The 15,232-nt window shown below is 63.7% G+C and carries 11 protein-coding genes; 10 read left to right on the forward strand and 1 reads right to left on the reverse strand.

Annotation, left to right across the window (positions count from 1 at the left end; translation table 11 throughout):
* Nucleotides 1–17: 17 nt before the first annotated feature.
* From ACS7SF_RS12630 to ACS7SF_RS12660, 7 genes are all read left to right on the forward strand, one after another.
* Complete coding sequence (locus ACS7SF_RS12630; protein ID WP_439890106.1) at nt 18–1,676, forward strand: acyl CoA:acetate/3-ketoacid CoA transferase; 1,659 nt, start codon at nt 18–20, stop codon at nt 1,674–1,676.
* A gap of 403 nt (nt 1,677–2,079) precedes the next feature.
* Complete coding sequence (locus ACS7SF_RS12635; RefSeq protein ID WP_199032971.1) at nt 2,080–2,670, forward strand: TetR/AcrR family transcriptional regulator; 591 nt, start codon at nt 2,080–2,082, stop codon at nt 2,668–2,670.
* A gap of 51 nt (nt 2,671–2,721) precedes the next feature.
* Nucleotides 2,722–4,509, forward strand: coding sequence for an acyl-CoA dehydrogenase C-terminal domain-containing protein (locus ACS7SF_RS12640; protein WP_439890107.1), 1,788 nt, complete (start codon nt 2,722–2,724; stop codon nt 4,507–4,509).
* Nucleotides 4,510–4,592: 83 nt separating this feature from the next.
* A complete protein-coding gene (locus ACS7SF_RS12645) occupies nt 4,593–7,070 on the forward strand; it encodes a 3-hydroxyacyl-CoA dehydrogenase/enoyl-CoA hydratase family protein (RefSeq protein ID WP_439890108.1) in 2,478 nt (825 codons plus the stop codon).
* A 29-nt stretch (nt 7,071–7,099) separates the two neighbouring features.
* Entirely contained in the window at nt 7,100–8,299 is a 1,200-nt protein-coding gene (locus ACS7SF_RS12650) for an acetyl-CoA C-acyltransferase (RefSeq protein ID WP_039599108.1), read from the forward strand.
* Nucleotides 8,300–8,512: 213 nt separating this feature from the next.
* Nucleotides 8,513–9,466 carry a DegV family protein gene (locus ACS7SF_RS12655; protein ID WP_439890109.1) on the forward strand — a complete coding sequence of 318 codons (954 nt, stop codon included), beginning with the start codon at nt 8,513–8,515 and terminating at the stop codon, nt 9,464–9,466.
* Nucleotides 9,467–9,497: 31 nt separating this feature from the next.
* Nucleotides 9,498–10,262 carry an enoyl-CoA hydratase gene (locus ACS7SF_RS12660; RefSeq protein WP_439890110.1) on the forward strand — a complete coding sequence of 255 codons (765 nt, stop codon included), beginning with the start codon at nt 9,498–9,500 and terminating at the stop codon, nt 10,260–10,262.
* A 61-nt stretch (nt 10,263–10,323) separates the two neighbouring features.
* Here ACS7SF_RS12660 and ACS7SF_RS12665 read toward each other — a convergent pair whose 3' ends face one another.
* Nucleotides 10,324–10,761 carry an acyl-CoA thioesterase gene (locus ACS7SF_RS12665; RefSeq protein WP_439890111.1) on the reverse strand — a complete coding sequence of 146 codons (438 nt, stop codon included), beginning with the start codon at nt 10,759–10,761 and terminating at the stop codon, nt 10,324–10,326.
* Between the two features lie 92 nt (nt 10,762–10,853).
* On the opposite strand from ACS7SF_RS12665, the gene ACS7SF_RS12670 reads away from it, so the two are divergent.
* The 3 genes from ACS7SF_RS12670 (at nt 10,854) to ACS7SF_RS12680 (ending at nt 15,137) form a co-directional block, all read left to right on the forward strand.
* A complete protein-coding gene (locus tag ACS7SF_RS12670; RefSeq protein ID WP_439890112.1) occupies nt 10,854–12,692 on the forward strand; it encodes an ABCB family ABC transporter ATP-binding protein/permease in 1,839 nt (612 codons plus the stop codon).
* A gap of 24 nt (nt 12,693–12,716) precedes the next feature.
* Nucleotides 12,717–13,661: a LysR substrate-binding domain-containing protein gene (locus ACS7SF_RS12675; protein ID WP_439890113.1), complete on the forward strand. Its 945-nt coding sequence runs from the start codon at nt 12,717–12,719 to the stop codon at nt 13,659–13,661.
* A gap of 174 nt (nt 13,662–13,835) precedes the next feature.
* A complete protein-coding gene (locus ACS7SF_RS12680) occupies nt 13,836–15,137 on the forward strand; it encodes a Glu/Leu/Phe/Val family dehydrogenase (RefSeq protein WP_439890114.1) in 1,302 nt (433 codons plus the stop codon).
* The last annotated feature ends 95 nt before the right edge of the window (nt 15,138–15,232 follow it).

Raw genomic sequence — 15,232 nt, forward strand, 5'->3', positions numbered from 1 at the left:
ACGACATCGGAGCAGACATGCAAGTCATCACAGCAGATGCCGCTGCGCGGCTGGTGCAGCCTGGGTGGACGGTCGCGTGCGCCGGCTTTGTCGGCGCCGGCCACGCCGAGGCCGTCACGCATGCGCTCGAACGCCGTTTTCTGGCCACCGGCGAGCCGCGCGATCTGATGCTGGTCTACTCTGCCGGGCAGGGGGATCGCGCCACGCGCGGCGTCAACCACTTCGGCAATCCCGGCATGACGCGTTGTGTGGTCGGCGGCCATTGGCGCTCGGCCACGCGGTTGGCCGACCTGGCGCTGGCAGAGCAATGCGATGCGTTCAACCTGCCGCAGGGCGTACTCACGCATTTGTACCGCGCCATCGCGGGCGGCAAGCCTGGCGTGTTGACCAAGATCGGCCTGCACACCTTCGTCGACCCGCGCACCGAACTTGACGCGCGCTACCACGGCGGCGCCATCAACGCGCGAGCCAAGGCCGCACGCGCTGCCGGCACATCATGGGTCGAGTACGAACGCTTTCGCGGTGACGACTACCTGTTCTATCCCAGCTTCCCGCTGCATTGTGTGTTCCTGCGCGGTACGACCGCAGATCCACGCGGCAACATCAGCACGCACGAAGAGGCCTTCCACCACGAACTACTGGCCATGGCGCAGGCTGCGCGCAACTCCGGCGGCATCGTCATCGCGCAAGTCCGCCGTCTGGTCGATCGGCACGACAACCTGCAGGCGATCCATGTGCCGGGCATCCTCGTCGACTACGTGGTCGTTGCCGAGGACGAAGCCGAGCACCAGATGACCTTTGGCGAGGCGTTCAACCCCACCTATATCCGACCGTGGCAAGGTGAGGCGATCCAGTTGAAGGAAGACGCCATCGAGGCGAGCGAGGCGCTGCAAGCCAATCTGCACGGCGCACTCGACGCCCGCACGCTGGTGCAGCGCCGCGCCGTGCTGGAACTGATGGCACAGCAACCCCGCGTCGTGAACCTCGGCGTGGGCATGCCCGCCGCCGTGGGCGCGCTTGCCGAACAAGAGGGCGCGCGCGGCTTCACGCTCACGGTGGAAGCCGGCCCCATCGGCGGCACGCCGGCGGATGGGTTGAGCTTTGGCGCGTCGGCGTATCCCGAAGCGGTGGTCGACCAGCCTGCGCAGTTCGATTTCTACGAAGGCGGTGGCATCGACCTCGCCATCCTGGGCCTCGCCGAATTGGATGGCGCGGGCAACGTCAACGTGAGCCTGTTCGGCGAGGGCGGCGACACCATCGTCGCGGGCGTTGGCGGCTTCATCAATATCACGCAGAGCGCGCGTTCCATCGTGTTCATGGGCACCCTTACCGCCGGCGGTCTGCAGGTCGAAGCCGAAGACGGCAAGCTGCGCATCGTGCAGGAAGGGCGGCTCAAGAAGATCGTGCCGGCCGTGTCACATCTGACCTTTAACGGGGAGTACGCGGCGCGCTCCGGTATCCCCGTGCGCTACGTCACCGAGCGCGCCGTCTTCGAAATGCGTGACGACGGACAGGGCCGCCGCCTTACGCTGACTGAGATCGCCCCGGGTATCGATTTGCACCGCGACGTCCTCGGCCAATGTGCCGCCGAGGTTGCCGTGGCACCCGATCTGCGTGAAATGGACGCACGTATCTTTCGCCGTGGTCCCATGTGCGCAACCACCACGTCGGCCTGATTTCTGTGCGTTTTATTTACTGATGGGTAGCACTAGAAATATGTCCGGCCATGCTGCGCCGCACGTCTTTTCTGTGTGCGGCGCACACCCTGCAAAGCCTCTATCCAAAAGGCTTTGCGAGAATCAGGTTGCGGTGCGATGACATTCTTTGCGGCGCCTTCATTTAGATGGCGCTTTCTAATAAAACACTTGCCGCATAACAGGCGGCTGTAAATAATTGAACGACCGTTCGATTTTGGGCTAGAGTGTTCGCGCAGGCTGGTTTACAGTCCTGCCCGGCATGCAAAAGGCGCCCTCCAAGACGCTAATTTTCAGCATGTTGCGCCCCAGAAAAGAACGGAGAGAAATCATCATGCGTCACCCGACCGCTCGTCACGAATCGAATCACGCAGCTGCCACGCCGATGCGCAAGGGCGAGCTGACGCGTGCGGCGATTCTCGATGCCGCGCTGGAACTGGCCTCGCGCGACGGACTGGAAGGGTTGACGATCGGTGTGCTCGCGGAGCGCATGCAGATGAGCAAGAGCGGGGTGTTTGCACACTTCGGCTCGCGTGAAGATCTGCAGGTGGAAGTGGTCCGCGAATATCACAAACGGTTCGAGCAGGAAGTTTTCTACCCGAGCTTGACGGAACCGCGCGGTCTGCCGCGTCTGTGGAGCATGGTGCGCCGCTGGATGGAAAAGCGCATTCAGGAAGTGACCACAGGCTGCATCTACATCAGCGGCGCGGTGGAGTACGACGATCGTGCCGAGAGTCCGGTGCGCGACGAACTCGTCAAGAGCGTGACGATCTGGCGGGCGGCATTGACCCGCGCGATCGAGCAGGCCAAGGAAGAAGGCCACCTGCGTGCGGAAGCGGACCCGCGGTTGATGCTGTTCGAGATGTACAGCCTGGAGCTGGGGCTGCATCACGATGCGCGCTTCCTGCGGTTGCCCGACAGCGCCGAGCTGGCCATGGTGGCGCTCAACAAACTCATTCAGTCTTACCGAACCTGATGCGGCATCGCACACCTAGCGGTCGCACAGTACACACCAAGGAGTTGCAAGATGGGTCAATACACCGCACCGCTGCGTGACATGCAGTTTGTTCTCCACGAGCTTCTCGGCGTGGAGGACCACCTGAAGCAGATGCCGCAGCACGCGGAGATCGATGCCGACACCATCAATCAGGTGATCGAGGAAGCCGGCAAGTTCTGCTCCGAAGTCATCTTCCCCCTCAACCAATCCGGCGATCGCGAAGGCTGCACGTACCACGGCGATGGCGTGGTGACCGCACCGAAGGGCTTCAAAGAGGCTTATCAGCAGTACGTCGAGGCCGGCTGGCCCTCGCTGGGCTGCGACCCGGAATACGGCGGCCAGGGTCTGCCCATCCTGATCAACAACGCGCTGTACGAGATGCTGAACTCGGCCAACCAGGCCTGGACGATGTATCCCGGCCTGTCGCACGGCGCGTACGAAGCCCTGCATGCGCACGGCACCGACGAGCTCAAGCAGCGCTACCTGCCCAAGCTGGTGTCGGGCGTGTGGACCGGCACGATGTGTCTGACCGAGCCGCACTGCGGCACCGACCTCGGCATCCTGCGCACCAAGGCGGAACCGCTGGCAGATGGCTCGTATGCCATCACGGGCACGAAGATCTTCATCTCGGCAGGCGAGCACGACCTGGCTGAGAACATCATCCACCTGGTGCTGGCACGCCTGCCGGACGCACCGGGCGGCACGAAGGGCATCTCGCTGTTCGTGGTGCCGAAGTTCATTCCCGATGCCAGCGGCAACCCGGGCGAGCGCAACACCGTGAAGTGCGGCTCCATCGAACACAAGATGGGCATTCACGGCAACGCCACGTGCGTGATCAACCTCGACGGTGCGAAGGGCTGGATGGTCGGCGAGCCGAACAAGGGCCTGAACGCCATGTTCGTGATGATGAACGCCGCCCGCCTGGGTGTCGGCATGCAGAGCCTGGGCCTGACCGAAGTCGCGTATCAGAACTCGGCGGCCTACGCCAAGGAACGCCTGCAGATGCGCAGCCTGTCGGGTCCAAAGGCACCGGACAAGCCGGCTGACCCGATCATCGTGCACCCGGACGTGCGCCGCATGCTGCTGACGCAGCGCGCCTTTGCCGAAGGTGGCCGCGCATTCAGCTACTGGATCGCCCTGCAGATCGATCGCGAGCTGTCGCACTCGGATGAATCCGTGCGCAAGGACGCCGCCGACCTCGTCGCGCTGCTGACCCCGATCGCCAAGGCCTTCCTGAGCGACAACGCATTCATCTCCACCAACGAAGGCATGCAAGTCTTCGGCGGCCACGGCTACATCGCCGAGTGGGGCATGGAGCAGTACGTGCGCGATGCCCGCATCAACATGATCTACGAAGGCACGAACACCGTGCAGTCGCTGGACCTGCTGGGCCGCAAGATCCTGGGCGACATGGGCGCCAAGATGAAGAAGTTTGGCAAGCTGGTGCAGGACTTTGTCGAGGCCGAAGGCACCAACGAAGCCATGCAGGAGTTCATCAACCCGCTGGCCGACATCGGTGACAAGGTCCAGAAACTGACCATGGAAATCGGCATGAAGGCCATGGCCAACCCGGACGAAGTGGGCGCGGCTGCTGTGCCGTACCTGCGCGTGGTCGGCCACCTGGTGTTCTCGTATTTCTGGGCCCGCATGGCCAAGATCGCCCTGGAAAAGCAAGACAGCGGCGACACGTTCTACAAGGTCAAGCTGGCGACGGCACGCTTCTACTTCGCCAAGCTGCTGCCCGAAACGGCTTCGCAGATCCGCATGGCACGTGCCGGCGGTGCGACGCTGATGGCACTCGAAGCCGATCTGTTCTAAGCAAACAGCGGCACTCCCCCTCGGGGCGACGCACACAGACCGTCGCCCCGCTCGTCTCTTTCCTCTTTTCAGTTGAGGATGTCATGACCCGTACAGAACTCCCCGTCGCCCAGCCGCAAGCTGGCGCGCGCTCCAACTTCCTCGTCCGACGCGTTGCCGTCCTGGGCGCAGGCGTGATGGGCGCGCAGATTGCCGCGCACCTGATCAACGCCAAGGTTCCTGTCACGCTGTTCGATCTTCCGGCCAAGGAAGGCCCGAAGAGCGGCATCGCGCTCAAGGCGATTGAAAACCTGAAGAAGCTGTCGCCGGCGCCGCTGGGTATCAAGGACGACGCCAACCTGATCCAGGCTGCCAACTACGAAGACGACATCGAAAAGCTGCGCGCTTGCGATCTCGTCATTGAAGCGATTGCCGAGCGCATGGACTGGAAGCACGACCTGTACAAGAAGGTCGCGCCGCACATCGCGCCGCACGCGATCTTCGCGTCGAACACGTCGGGCCTGTCGATCACAGAACTGTCGGACGGTTTTGACGCCGAGCTGAAGTCGCGCTTCTGCGGCGTGCACTTCTTCAATCCGCCGCGCTACATGCACCTGGTCGAGCTGATCCCGACCGCGCACACGCGTGGCGACATCCTCGACAAGCTGGAAACGTTCCTGACCTCCGCGCTCGGCAAGGGCGTGGTGCGCGCGAAGGACACGCCCAACTTCATCGCCAACCGCGTCGGCATCTTCTCGATCCTGGCGGTGTTTGCGGAATCGGCCAAGTACGGCATTCCGTTCGACGTGGTGGATGACCTGACGGGCTCGAAGCTGGGCCGCGCCAAGTCGGCCACGTTCCGCACGGCGGATGTGGTGGGCCTGGACACCATGGCGCACGTCATCAAGACGATGCAGGACAACCTGAAGGACGACCCGTTCGCTCCGGTCTACGCCACGCCGCCCGTGCTGGCCAAGCTCGTGGAAGCGGGTGCCCTGGGCCAGAAGACCGGTGCCGGCTTCTACAAGAAGGAAGGCAAGGACATCAAGGTGCTGGACCCGCAAAGCGGCCAGTACGGCCCGAGCGGCAAGAAGGCCGACGAACTGGTCGTGCGTATCCTGAAGAAGGAACCGGCCGAGCGTCTGAAGCTGCTGCGTGAATCGACCAATCCGCAAGCGCAGTTCCTGTGGGCGGTGTTCCGCGACGTGTTCCACTACATCGCCGTGTATCTGGAGCAGATTGCGGACTCCGCGGCAGAAGTCGATCTGGCGATCCGCTGGGGCTTCGGCTGGAACAGCGGCCCGTTCGAAGACTGGCAAGAAGCCGGTTGGAAGCAAGTGGCCGAGTGGGTGAAGGAAGACATCGAAGCCGGCAAGGCGCTGTCGAACGCAGCCCTGCCGCAGTGGGTGTTCTCCGGCCCGGTGGCGGACAACGGCGGTGTGCATTCGGCACAGGGTTCGTGGTCGGCTAACCAAAACGCATTCCTGTCGCGCAGCACGCTGCCGGTGTACGGCCGCCAGGTGTTCCGCGCACCGATCAAGGGCGCGACCACAGTCAACCCGCTCACGTATGGCAAGACCATCGAAGAGACCGATGCCGTGCGCATCTGGGTGGACGATGCGGCGGGTCAGGACGACGTGCTGATCATCTCGTTCAAGAGCAAGATGAACACGATCGGACCGAGCGTCATTGACGGTCTGACGCGCGCTGTTGATTTGGCGGAAGCTGGTTACAAGGGCTTGGTGGTGTGGCAGCCGACGTCGCTCAAGCTGGGCGCGCCGGGTGGTCCGTTCTCCGCCGGTGCCAACCTGGAAGAAGCCATGCCGGCCTTCATGATGGGCGGCGCCAAGGGTATCGAGCCGTTCGTGAAGAAGTTCCAGGACGGCATGATGCGCGTGAAGTACGCCGGCGTGCCGGTCGTGTCCGCTGCGTCGGGCATCGCGCTGGGCGGCGGCTGCGAGCTGCTGTTGCACTCGGCCAAGCGTGTGGCTGCGCTGGAAACGTACATCGGTCTGGTGGAAGTGGGCGTGGGTCTGGTGCCGGCCGGTGGTGGCTTGAAGGAAGCTGCATTGGCCGCTGCCAAGGCTGCGCAGGCCGCAGGCAGCACCAACATCCTGCAGTTCCTGACCAACCGCTTCCAGGCGGCGGCCATGGCCAAGGTGTCGTCTTCCGCGCTGGACGCGCAGAAGATCGGCTACTTGCTGCCATCCGACACCATCGTCTTCAACGTGCACGAGCTGCTGCACGTGGCGCGCAACGAAGTGCGTGCGCTGTCCGATTCGGGCTACCGCGCACCGCTGCGTGCGGTGGGCATTCCGGTGGCGGGGCGTTCGGGCATCGCGACTATCAAGGCATCGCTGGTGAACATGCGTGACGGCGGCTTCATCTCGCAGCACGACTTCACGATCGCCTCGCGCATCGCCGAAGCCGTGTGCGGTGGCGACGTGGAAGCCGGTGCACTGGTGGACGAAGAGTGGCTGCTGGCGCTGGAGCGCAAGGCCTTCGTGGATCTGCTTGGCAGCGCCAAGACCCAGGAACGCATCATGGGCATGCTGCAGACCGGCAAGCCGGTGCGTAACTAATCGCCGCGACAGAGAACAGGAGTTTCATCATGACCAAGCAACTGCAAGACGCCTACATCGTCGCCGCGACGCGTTCCCCGATCGGCAAGGCACCCAAGGGCACGCTCAAGAACCTGCGCCCGGACGATCTGCTGGCGACCATCCTCAAGAGCGCTGTCGCCCAGGTGCCGAACCTGGACCCGGCGTTGATCGAAGACGCCATCGTCGGCTGCGCGATTCCCGAAGCGCAGCAGGGCCTGAACGTGGCGCGTATCGGCGCGCTGCTGGCTGGCCTGCCGAACACCGTGGGCGGCGTGACCGTCAACCGCTTCTGCGCCTCGGGCCTGACCGCCGTGGCCATGGCGGCCGACCGCATCCGCGTGGGCGAATCCGATGTGATGATCGCCGCCGGTGTCGAATCGATGAGCATGGTGCCGATGATGGGCAACTCGCCGTCGATGTCGCCGGACATCTTCACGCGCGACGAAAACATCGGTATCGCTTACGGCATGGGCCTGACCGCCGAGAAGGTCGCCCAGCAATGGAAGATCTCGCGTGAGGCGCAAGATGCCTTCTCGTTGGCTTCGCACCAGAAGGCGCTGGCCGCGCAACAAGCCGGTGAATTCAAGGACGAGATCACGCCGATCGAGATCATCGAGAAGTTCCCGAACCTGGGCACGGGCGCGATCGACCTGAAGACGCGCACGCTGTCGCTGGACGAAGGCCCGCGTGCCGATACGTCGCTCGAAGGGCTGGGCAAGCTGCGCGCCGTGTTCGCCAACAAGGGCAGCGTGACCGCTGGCAACAGCTCGCAGACGTCGGACGGCTCGGGTGCACTGATCCTGGTGTCGGAAAAGATCCTCAAGCAGTTCAACCTGGTGCCGCTGGCGCGCTTCGTGTCGTTTGCGGTGCGCGGTGTGCCGCCGGAAATCATGGGGATCGGCCCGAAGGAAGCGATTCCTGCGGCGCTGAAGGCGGGCGGCCTGACGCAAGATCAGATCGACTGGATTGAGCTGAACGAAGCGTTTGCTGCGCAGTCGCTGGCCGTGATTCAGGACCTGGGCCTGGACACCAGCAAGATCAACCCGCTGGGCGGCGCGATCGCGCTGGGCCACCCGCTGGGCGCCACGGGTGCTGTTCGTGCAGCCACCGTCGTGCACGGCCTGCGCCGTCGCAACCTGAAGTACGGCATGGTGACGATGTGCGTCGGCACCGGCATGGGCGCTGCGGGTATTTTCGAACGCATGTGACCCCACGTCAGGGGGAAGGATTAAGTTCTTCCCCCTGCTTGTAAATCGCCCGTCTCACCACGCATGATTGCGCAGGCGCGCAGAGCACTATAAAACAAGCGCGCCGAAGAATGCGGCCCACGCCAGTGGGCACGCGATAGAAGCGGAGCCCTGATTCCGCGACAGAGGAGACACACCACCGGGTCACCGGCGGTGCACCAAGAGGAGGGTGCGATGGGCGACACGATTGTGTTGACCGACGCGGCGTGCGATATGCCGCGTTCGATGATCGATCAACTGGGTTTGGGCGTGGTGCCTTTCCGCATTCGTGCGGGCGAGCAGTTTGTGGAAGATCGCCGCGACGAGGCGGCGCTGCCGCAGCTCTATCGCAAATACCTCGTCGACAAGCAAGACCACTACGCCGAATCGATCCCGCTGCTGGAGCGTGAGATTGAAGACTTCCTCCTCAAGCACGTGGTCACGCAGCACGACCGCGCATTGCTGTTGACGATCGCCAGCTCACGCAGCCATTTCTACAGCCATGCCACCGGTGCGGTGGTGGGCACCACGGCCAAGAGCTTCAAGCCGCGCAAGGACGCCGGCCGCTCGGGCCTGTTCGAACTGACGGTGGTGGACACCGGCGCCATCGGCCCCGGCCAGGCGCTGATGGTGCACGAGGCCGCGCGCATGCTGCGCGAAGGCGCCGAGGTGCGCGACGTGGTCAACGTGGTCGAGAACCGCCTGCGCGATGCCTCGCACGTCTACCTCGTGCCCGACGAACTGCTGTACATGTACACGCGCGCCAAGCAGAAGGGCGAGAAGAGCATCACCTGGGGCCGCTACATGATGGGCACGGCGTTCAATGTGCGCCCGCTCATCCACATGCACCGTGGCGAGACCGAAGCCATCGCCAAGGTGCGCGGCTCTGACGAAGGGATTCGCCGCCTGTTGGCGCATACCGAAACCATGATCGCCGAAGAGCGTCTGGCCACACCCGTGGTGGCGATCACGTATTCCGGTTCGCTCGACAACGTGCGCCGCATGGAGCCGGTGCAAGCGTTGATGCGAACCGCACAGGACCACGGAGTGGAAGTGCTGCTCGCGCCGATGAGCCTGACCGTGGCGTTGAACGTGGGGGCCAACGCGTTCTCCGTCGGTTATCTATCTGATTCCCCTGTGCCAATTTAGTCGCGCACGGGCTCTTATCCCTGGAGTTTTCATGTCGATTCGTACCGAGACCGCAGACGGCGTCCTGACCCTCACCTTCGACCGTCTGGACCGCAAGAACGCCATCACTGCCGCGATGTACCAGACGCTGGCGGATGCCTTGGTGGCTGCCGAGACCGATCCCGCCATCCGCGTGATCGTGCTGGCGGGCCATGAGAGCGTCTTCACGGCCGGCAACGATCTCGAAGACTTCATGAAGAATCCGCCCAAAGACGAGAACGCCCCCGTGCACCAGTTCCTCAAGGCGATCAGCACGGCAACCAAGCCGCTGATTGCCTCCGTGAGCGGCGCAGCCGTGGGCGTGGGAACGACCATGCTGCTGCATTGCGACCTCGTGTACGCGTCGGAGACGGCCAAGCTGTCGATGCCGTTCGCGCAACTTGGCCTGTGCCCGGAAGCGGCATCGAGCCTGCTGCTGCCGCAACTGGCGGGCTACCACCGCGCGGCGGACAAGCTGCTCTTCGGCGAGCCGTTCGATGCGAACGAGGCGCGTGAGCTCGGCCTAGTCAACCGCGTGCTGCCGGCCGGCGAACTGGATGCCTTTGTGCGCACGCAGGCGCGCAAGCTGACGCTGCTGCCGCCCGCTTCGCTGCGCGCCACCAAGCGGCTGATGAAGGAAGGTGCCATGCCGCAGATCGCCGCGCGCATGTCGCTGGAAGGCAAACAATTTGGCGAGATGCTGCGTGCGCCCGAAGCGCGTGAGGCGTTCACTGCGTTCTTCGAGAAGCGCCGTCCGGATTTCTCCAAGTTCAACTGAGCATGTCTCTCGAGCAAAAGAAAACCCGGCGTAGGCCGGGTTTTTTGTTGGGCGTGACGTTTCAGACCGCCGGCAACACGCGTGGCTTGCGGCTGTCGTCGGTGGCGACGTAGGTGAGCGTGGCTTCCGTGACTTTGACGGTGGCATGGTGGCCATCGCTGCCCATGCGCTGCGCATAGACCTCCACATCCACGGTGATGGAGGTGCGGCCCGTCTTGACCACGCTCGCGTAGAAGCTCACCAAATCGCCCACATACACGGGCTGCTTGAAGACGAACGAGTTGACCGCGATCGTCGCGACGCGCCCATTGGCGCGCAATGCCGCCGGAATCGACCCCGCAATATCCACCTGCGACATGATCCAGCCGCCGAACACATCGCCGTGCACGTTGGCATCGGACGGCATCGGCATCACACGCACGGCAGGTTGCTTGTCGGCGGGCAGCGTGACGGTTTCAGGGGTGGCTTGGGTATCGGACATGATGATGCGGGGCAACATGGAAGCGGGGCGGGCACCGCCGGATTGGACGCACGGCGCGCCAGGGTGATCGGTGGGAGAATACACAATCCGCCAATTTATTGCACCGCCACATGCGCCGCTTCCCCGCCTCTTCCGAACCGCCTCCGCCAGGGGGAAACCGTGGCGATTGGCGCACCATCAAGAGTCTGCTGCCGTACCTCCTGGCGTACAAATGGCGCGTGGCGCTGGCGCTGTCCTTCCTGATCGCTGCCAAGGTCGCCAACCTGGGTGTGCCGATGGTCATGAAGCGGCTGATCGATTCGATGAACGTGTCGCCCAGCGACCCGCGCGCGCTACTGGTCGTGCCGGTGAGCATCATCGTGGGGTATGGGCTGCTGCGGCTGTCGACGTCGCTGTTTTCCGAGCTGCGTGAAATCCTGTTCTCCAAGGTGACGGAGAGTTCGGTGCGCACGCTCGCGCTGCAGGTCTTCCGGCATCTGCATGCGCTGTCGCTGCGCTTTCACCTGGAGCGCCAGACTGGCGGCATGAGCCGCGACATCGAGCGCGGCACGCGCGGCATTCAATCGCTGATCTCGTATTCGCTGTACAGCATCCTGCCAACGCTGGTGGAAGTGGGCCTCGTCATCACGTACTTCTTCGTGAAATACGACGTGTGGTTTGCGCTCATCACGTTCTGCGCGCTGGTGGCGTACATCGTCTTTACCGTCACGGTGACGAACTGGCGCACCAACTTCCGCCGCAAGATGAATGAGTTGGACTCCCGCGCCAACCAGAAGGCGATCGATTCGCTGCTGAACTTCGAGACTGTCAAGTACTTCGGCAACGAAGAATACGAAGCGCGCCGCTACGACGAGAACCTGCTGAAGTACCGCGCTGCCGCCATCCGCTCGCAGAATTCGCTGTCGGTACTGAACTTTGGCCAGCAGTTCATCGTGGCCACCGCGCTGATCCTGATCCTGTATCGCGCCACCCAAGGCGTGGCCGCCGGGCACATGACGCTGGGCGATCTGGTGCTGGTCAACACGCTGATGCTGCAGATCTACATTCCGCTCAATTTCCTGGGCGTGATCTACCGCGAGCTGAAGCAGGCCGTGACCGACATGGACCGCATGTTTACCCTGCTGCAGACGAATCGCGAGGTGGCCGACAAGCCGGATGCGCAGCCGCTGGCCGTGCACGCTGGTGAAGTCCGCTTCGCGCATGTGGACTTCAGCTACGAAGCCAAGCGCCAGATCCTGTTCGATGTCGACTTCACCATTCCGGCCGGTACGACCACGGCTGTGGTGGGCCAGAGCGGCTCGGGCAAGTTGACGCTCGCGCGGCTGCTGTTCCGCTTCTACGACGTCAAGTCGGGTGCCATTCAAATCGACGGCCAGGATTTGCGCGACGTTACGCAATCCAGCGTGCGTGCCGCCATCGGCATCGTTCCGCAAGACACGGTGCTCTTCAACGACAGCATCTACTACAACATCGCCTACGGCCGCCCCGACGCCACGCGCGAAGAAGTCATCGAAGCCGCCCGCGCCGCGCAGATTCACCACTTTGTCGAATCGCTGCCCGATGGATACGACACGCAGGTCGGCGAGCGCGGGCTGAAGCTCTCCGGCGGCGAGAAGCAGCGCGTGGCCATTGCGCGCACGCTGCTCAAGCGTCCGCCGATCCTCGTGTTTGACGAGGCGACCTCCGCGCTGGACTCGCGCACCGAGCACGCCATCCAGGAAGAACTGATGAGCCTGGCGCAGAACCACACCACGCTGGTGATTGCGCATCGGTTGTTGACCATCGTACGCGCGCACCAGATTCTGGTGATGGAGCACGGTCGCATCATTGAGCGCGGCACGCATGAATCGCTGCTGCGTGCCGATGGGCGTTACGCGCAGATGTGGCGCATGCAGGCGCGCGAACCTGAGCGCGTTGCCGAAGACGCCGAAAACACAGAGAACGCATAAGCAGGTTGGGGAAGAGGGAACGCGATGGAACTCAAATGGCTGGAAGACTTCATCAGCCTAGCCGAAACGCGCAGCTTTTCGCGCTCGGCCGAATTGCGGCACGTGACGCAGCCGGCGTTTTCGCGCCGTATCCAATCACTCGAGGCGTGGCTCGGCAATGAGCTGATCGACCGGTCGAGCTACCCGACGCGGCTCACGCCCGCCGGCGAGGTCTTCTACGAACAGGCGCTGGCGATGCTCGCGCAGGTGAGCGAAACGCGCGCGCTGATGCGCGGTCAGCGCCCGGCCAGTGCCTCGACGATCGACTTTGCGGTACCGCATACGCTGTCGCTCACGTTCTTTCCGGGCTGGCTTGCGCAGGTGGAAGAGAAGGTCGGCAAGCTGCAGTGCCGCCTGCGCGCGCTGAACGTGCACGATGCGGTGATGACGCTGGTGGAAGGCGGTTGCGATCTCGTCATGGTCTATCACCATGCGCGCCAGATGATCCAGCTCGACCCGACGCGCTACGACATGCTGGTGCTGGGCACGGAGCGGCTGTCGCCGTTTTCCAAGCCCGATGCCAGCGGCCGGCCGATCTACCGGCTGGCACCGGCTGCGCGCAAACCGATTGCCTACCTCAGCTACACGCCCAACGCCTTTCTGGGGCGCATGGTCGACGTGCTGCTGGAGAACTCGCCGGTGGCGCCGCTGCTCGACAAATGCTACGAGACCGACATGGCCGAGGCGCTCAAGGTGATGGCGCTGGCGGGCCACGGCGTGGCCTTCCTGCCAGAAAGCGCGGTACGCGACGAGGTCGCCGCCGGGCGGCTGGTGCGCGCCGAAGGCAAGGGCGGTGGCACGTTATCCATCGAAATGGAAATCCGGCTCTACCGCGAGCACCCGCAGAACGGCGCCCCCGATCGGCGCCACCCTCAATCCAAGCGCAAACGGGAGTTGATCGACACGCTGTGGAGCGCGCTGGGCGGCTAAGGGGAGGATCTAAGGGGAGCAGCTTTCCTCATGATGGTTATGCGCCATATGCATAACCCGATGTAAAAACGGCATTGGATTTCGTTCTGGGCGGTCCCTAAGCTGGCGGGCATTTTGTGGGACCGCAGTTCCCAAACCAGGGGCCTTACCAAGGTTCAAAAGAGGAAGACAACCATGTCCAATGTCGCATCTCCGTCGACACTCCAGCATTCCATCCCGTCCTATCTGCCGGCCGACAACCTCGGTCCGTGGGGCATCTATCTGCAGCAGGTCGACCGGGTCACCCCCTACCTCGGTTCGCTCGCACGCTGGGTTGAAACGCTCAAGCGCCCGAAGCGCGCGCTGATCGTCGACGTGCCCATCCAGATGGATGACGGCCGCATCGCCCACTTCGAGGGCTATCGCGTGCAGCACAACACGTCGCGCGGCCCGGGCAAGGGTGGCGTGCGTTTCCACCAGGACGTGACGCTGTCGGAAGTGATGGCGCTGTCGGCATGGATGTCGGTGAAGAACGCGGCCGTGAACGTGCCGTACGGCGGTGCGAAGGGCGGTATCCGCGTCGACCCGCGCAAGCTGTCTTCCGGTGAACTCGAGCGCCTGACCCGCCGCTACACCAGCGAGATCGGCATCATCATCGGCCCGAACAAGGACATCCCGGCACCGGACGTGAACACCAACGCGCAGATCATGGCGTGGATGATGGACACGTACTCCATGAACGAAGGCGCCACCGCCACCGGCGTGGTGACCGGCAAGCCGATCGCCCTGGGCGGCAGCCTGGGCCGTCGTGAGGCGACGGGCCGCGGCGTGTTCGTGGTCGGCAGCGAAGCCGCACGCAACCTCGGTGTCGACGTCAAGGGCGCACGCATCGTGGTGCAGGGCTTCGGCAACGTCGGTAGCGTGGCCGCCAAGCTGTTCCATGACGCCGGCGCGAAGGTCATCGCCGTGCAGGATCACAAGGGCATCGTGTTCAACGGCAACGGCCTGGATGTCGACGCGCTGATCATGCACGTTGACCACAACGGCAGCGTGGCCGGCTTTGCCGCCGAGACCGTCTCGCAAGACGATTTCTGGGCGCTGGACTGCGAATTCCTGATCCCGGCTGCGCTGGAAGGCCAGATCACCGCCAAGAACGCGCCCCATATCAAGGCAAAGATTGTCGTCGAAGGTGCAAACGGCCCCACGACGCCTGAGGCGGACGACATCCTGCGCGACAAGGGCATCCTGGTCTGCCCGGACGTGATCGCCAACGCCGGCGGCGTGACGGTCAGCTATTTCGAGTGGGTGCAGGATTTCTCGAGCTTCTTCTGGACCGAAGACGAGATCAACCAGCGCCTGGTACGGATCATGCAAGACGCGTTCCGCGCCATCTGGCAGGTGGCTCAGGACAACAAGGTTACTCTGCGTACGGCGGCGTTCATCATCGCCTGCACGCGGATTCTGCAGGCCCGCCAAGAGCGCGGTCTGTACCCCTGATCGGCGACGCGCTGATCAATACCGGTGCGGTGCTCCAACAGGGCGCTGCTCCGGTCTATCGCGTCGCCGCCGATCAGGCGGCCATGCGCGACGGT

Source organism: Ralstonia sp. 25C (assembly GCF_051904805.1).
GTDB lineage: Bacteria > Pseudomonadota > Gammaproteobacteria > Burkholderiales > Burkholderiaceae > Ralstonia.

Coding starts and splice junctions, on each gene's coding strand:
- ACS7SF_RS12665 (WP_439890111.1), bottom strand. CDS start 10,761: ATGTTGCCCCGCATCATCATGTCCGATACCCAAGCCACCCCTGAAACC.
- ACS7SF_RS12635 (WP_199032971.1), top strand. CDS start 2,080: ATGCGCAAGGGCGAGCTGACGCGTGCGGCGATTCTCGATGCCGCGCTG.
- ACS7SF_RS12645 (WP_439890108.1), top strand. CDS start 4,593: ATGACCCGTACAGAACTCCCCGTCGCCCAGCCGCAAGCTGGCGCGCGC.
- ACS7SF_RS12670 (WP_439890112.1), top strand. CDS start 10,854: ATGCGCCGCTTCCCCGCCTCTTCCGAACCGCCTCCGCCAGGGGGAAAC.
- ACS7SF_RS12680 (WP_439890114.1), top strand. CDS start 13,836: ATGTCCAATGTCGCATCTCCGTCGACACTCCAGCATTCCATCCCGTCC.
- ACS7SF_RS12630 (WP_439890106.1), top strand. CDS start 18: ATGCAAGTCATCACAGCAGATGCCGCTGCGCGGCTGGTGCAGCCTGGG.
- ACS7SF_RS12655 (WP_439890109.1), top strand. CDS start 8,513: ATGGGCGACACGATTGTGTTGACCGACGCGGCGTGCGATATGCCGCGT.
- ACS7SF_RS12660 (WP_439890110.1), top strand. CDS start 9,498: ATGTCGATTCGTACCGAGACCGCAGACGGCGTCCTGACCCTCACCTTC.
- ACS7SF_RS12675 (WP_439890113.1), top strand. CDS start 12,717: ATGGAACTCAAATGGCTGGAAGACTTCATCAGCCTAGCCGAAACGCGC.
- ACS7SF_RS12640 (WP_439890107.1), top strand. CDS start 2,722: ATGGGTCAATACACCGCACCGCTGCGTGACATGCAGTTTGTTCTCCAC.
- ACS7SF_RS12650 (WP_039599108.1), top strand. CDS start 7,100: ATGACCAAGCAACTGCAAGACGCCTACATCGTCGCCGCGACGCGTTCC.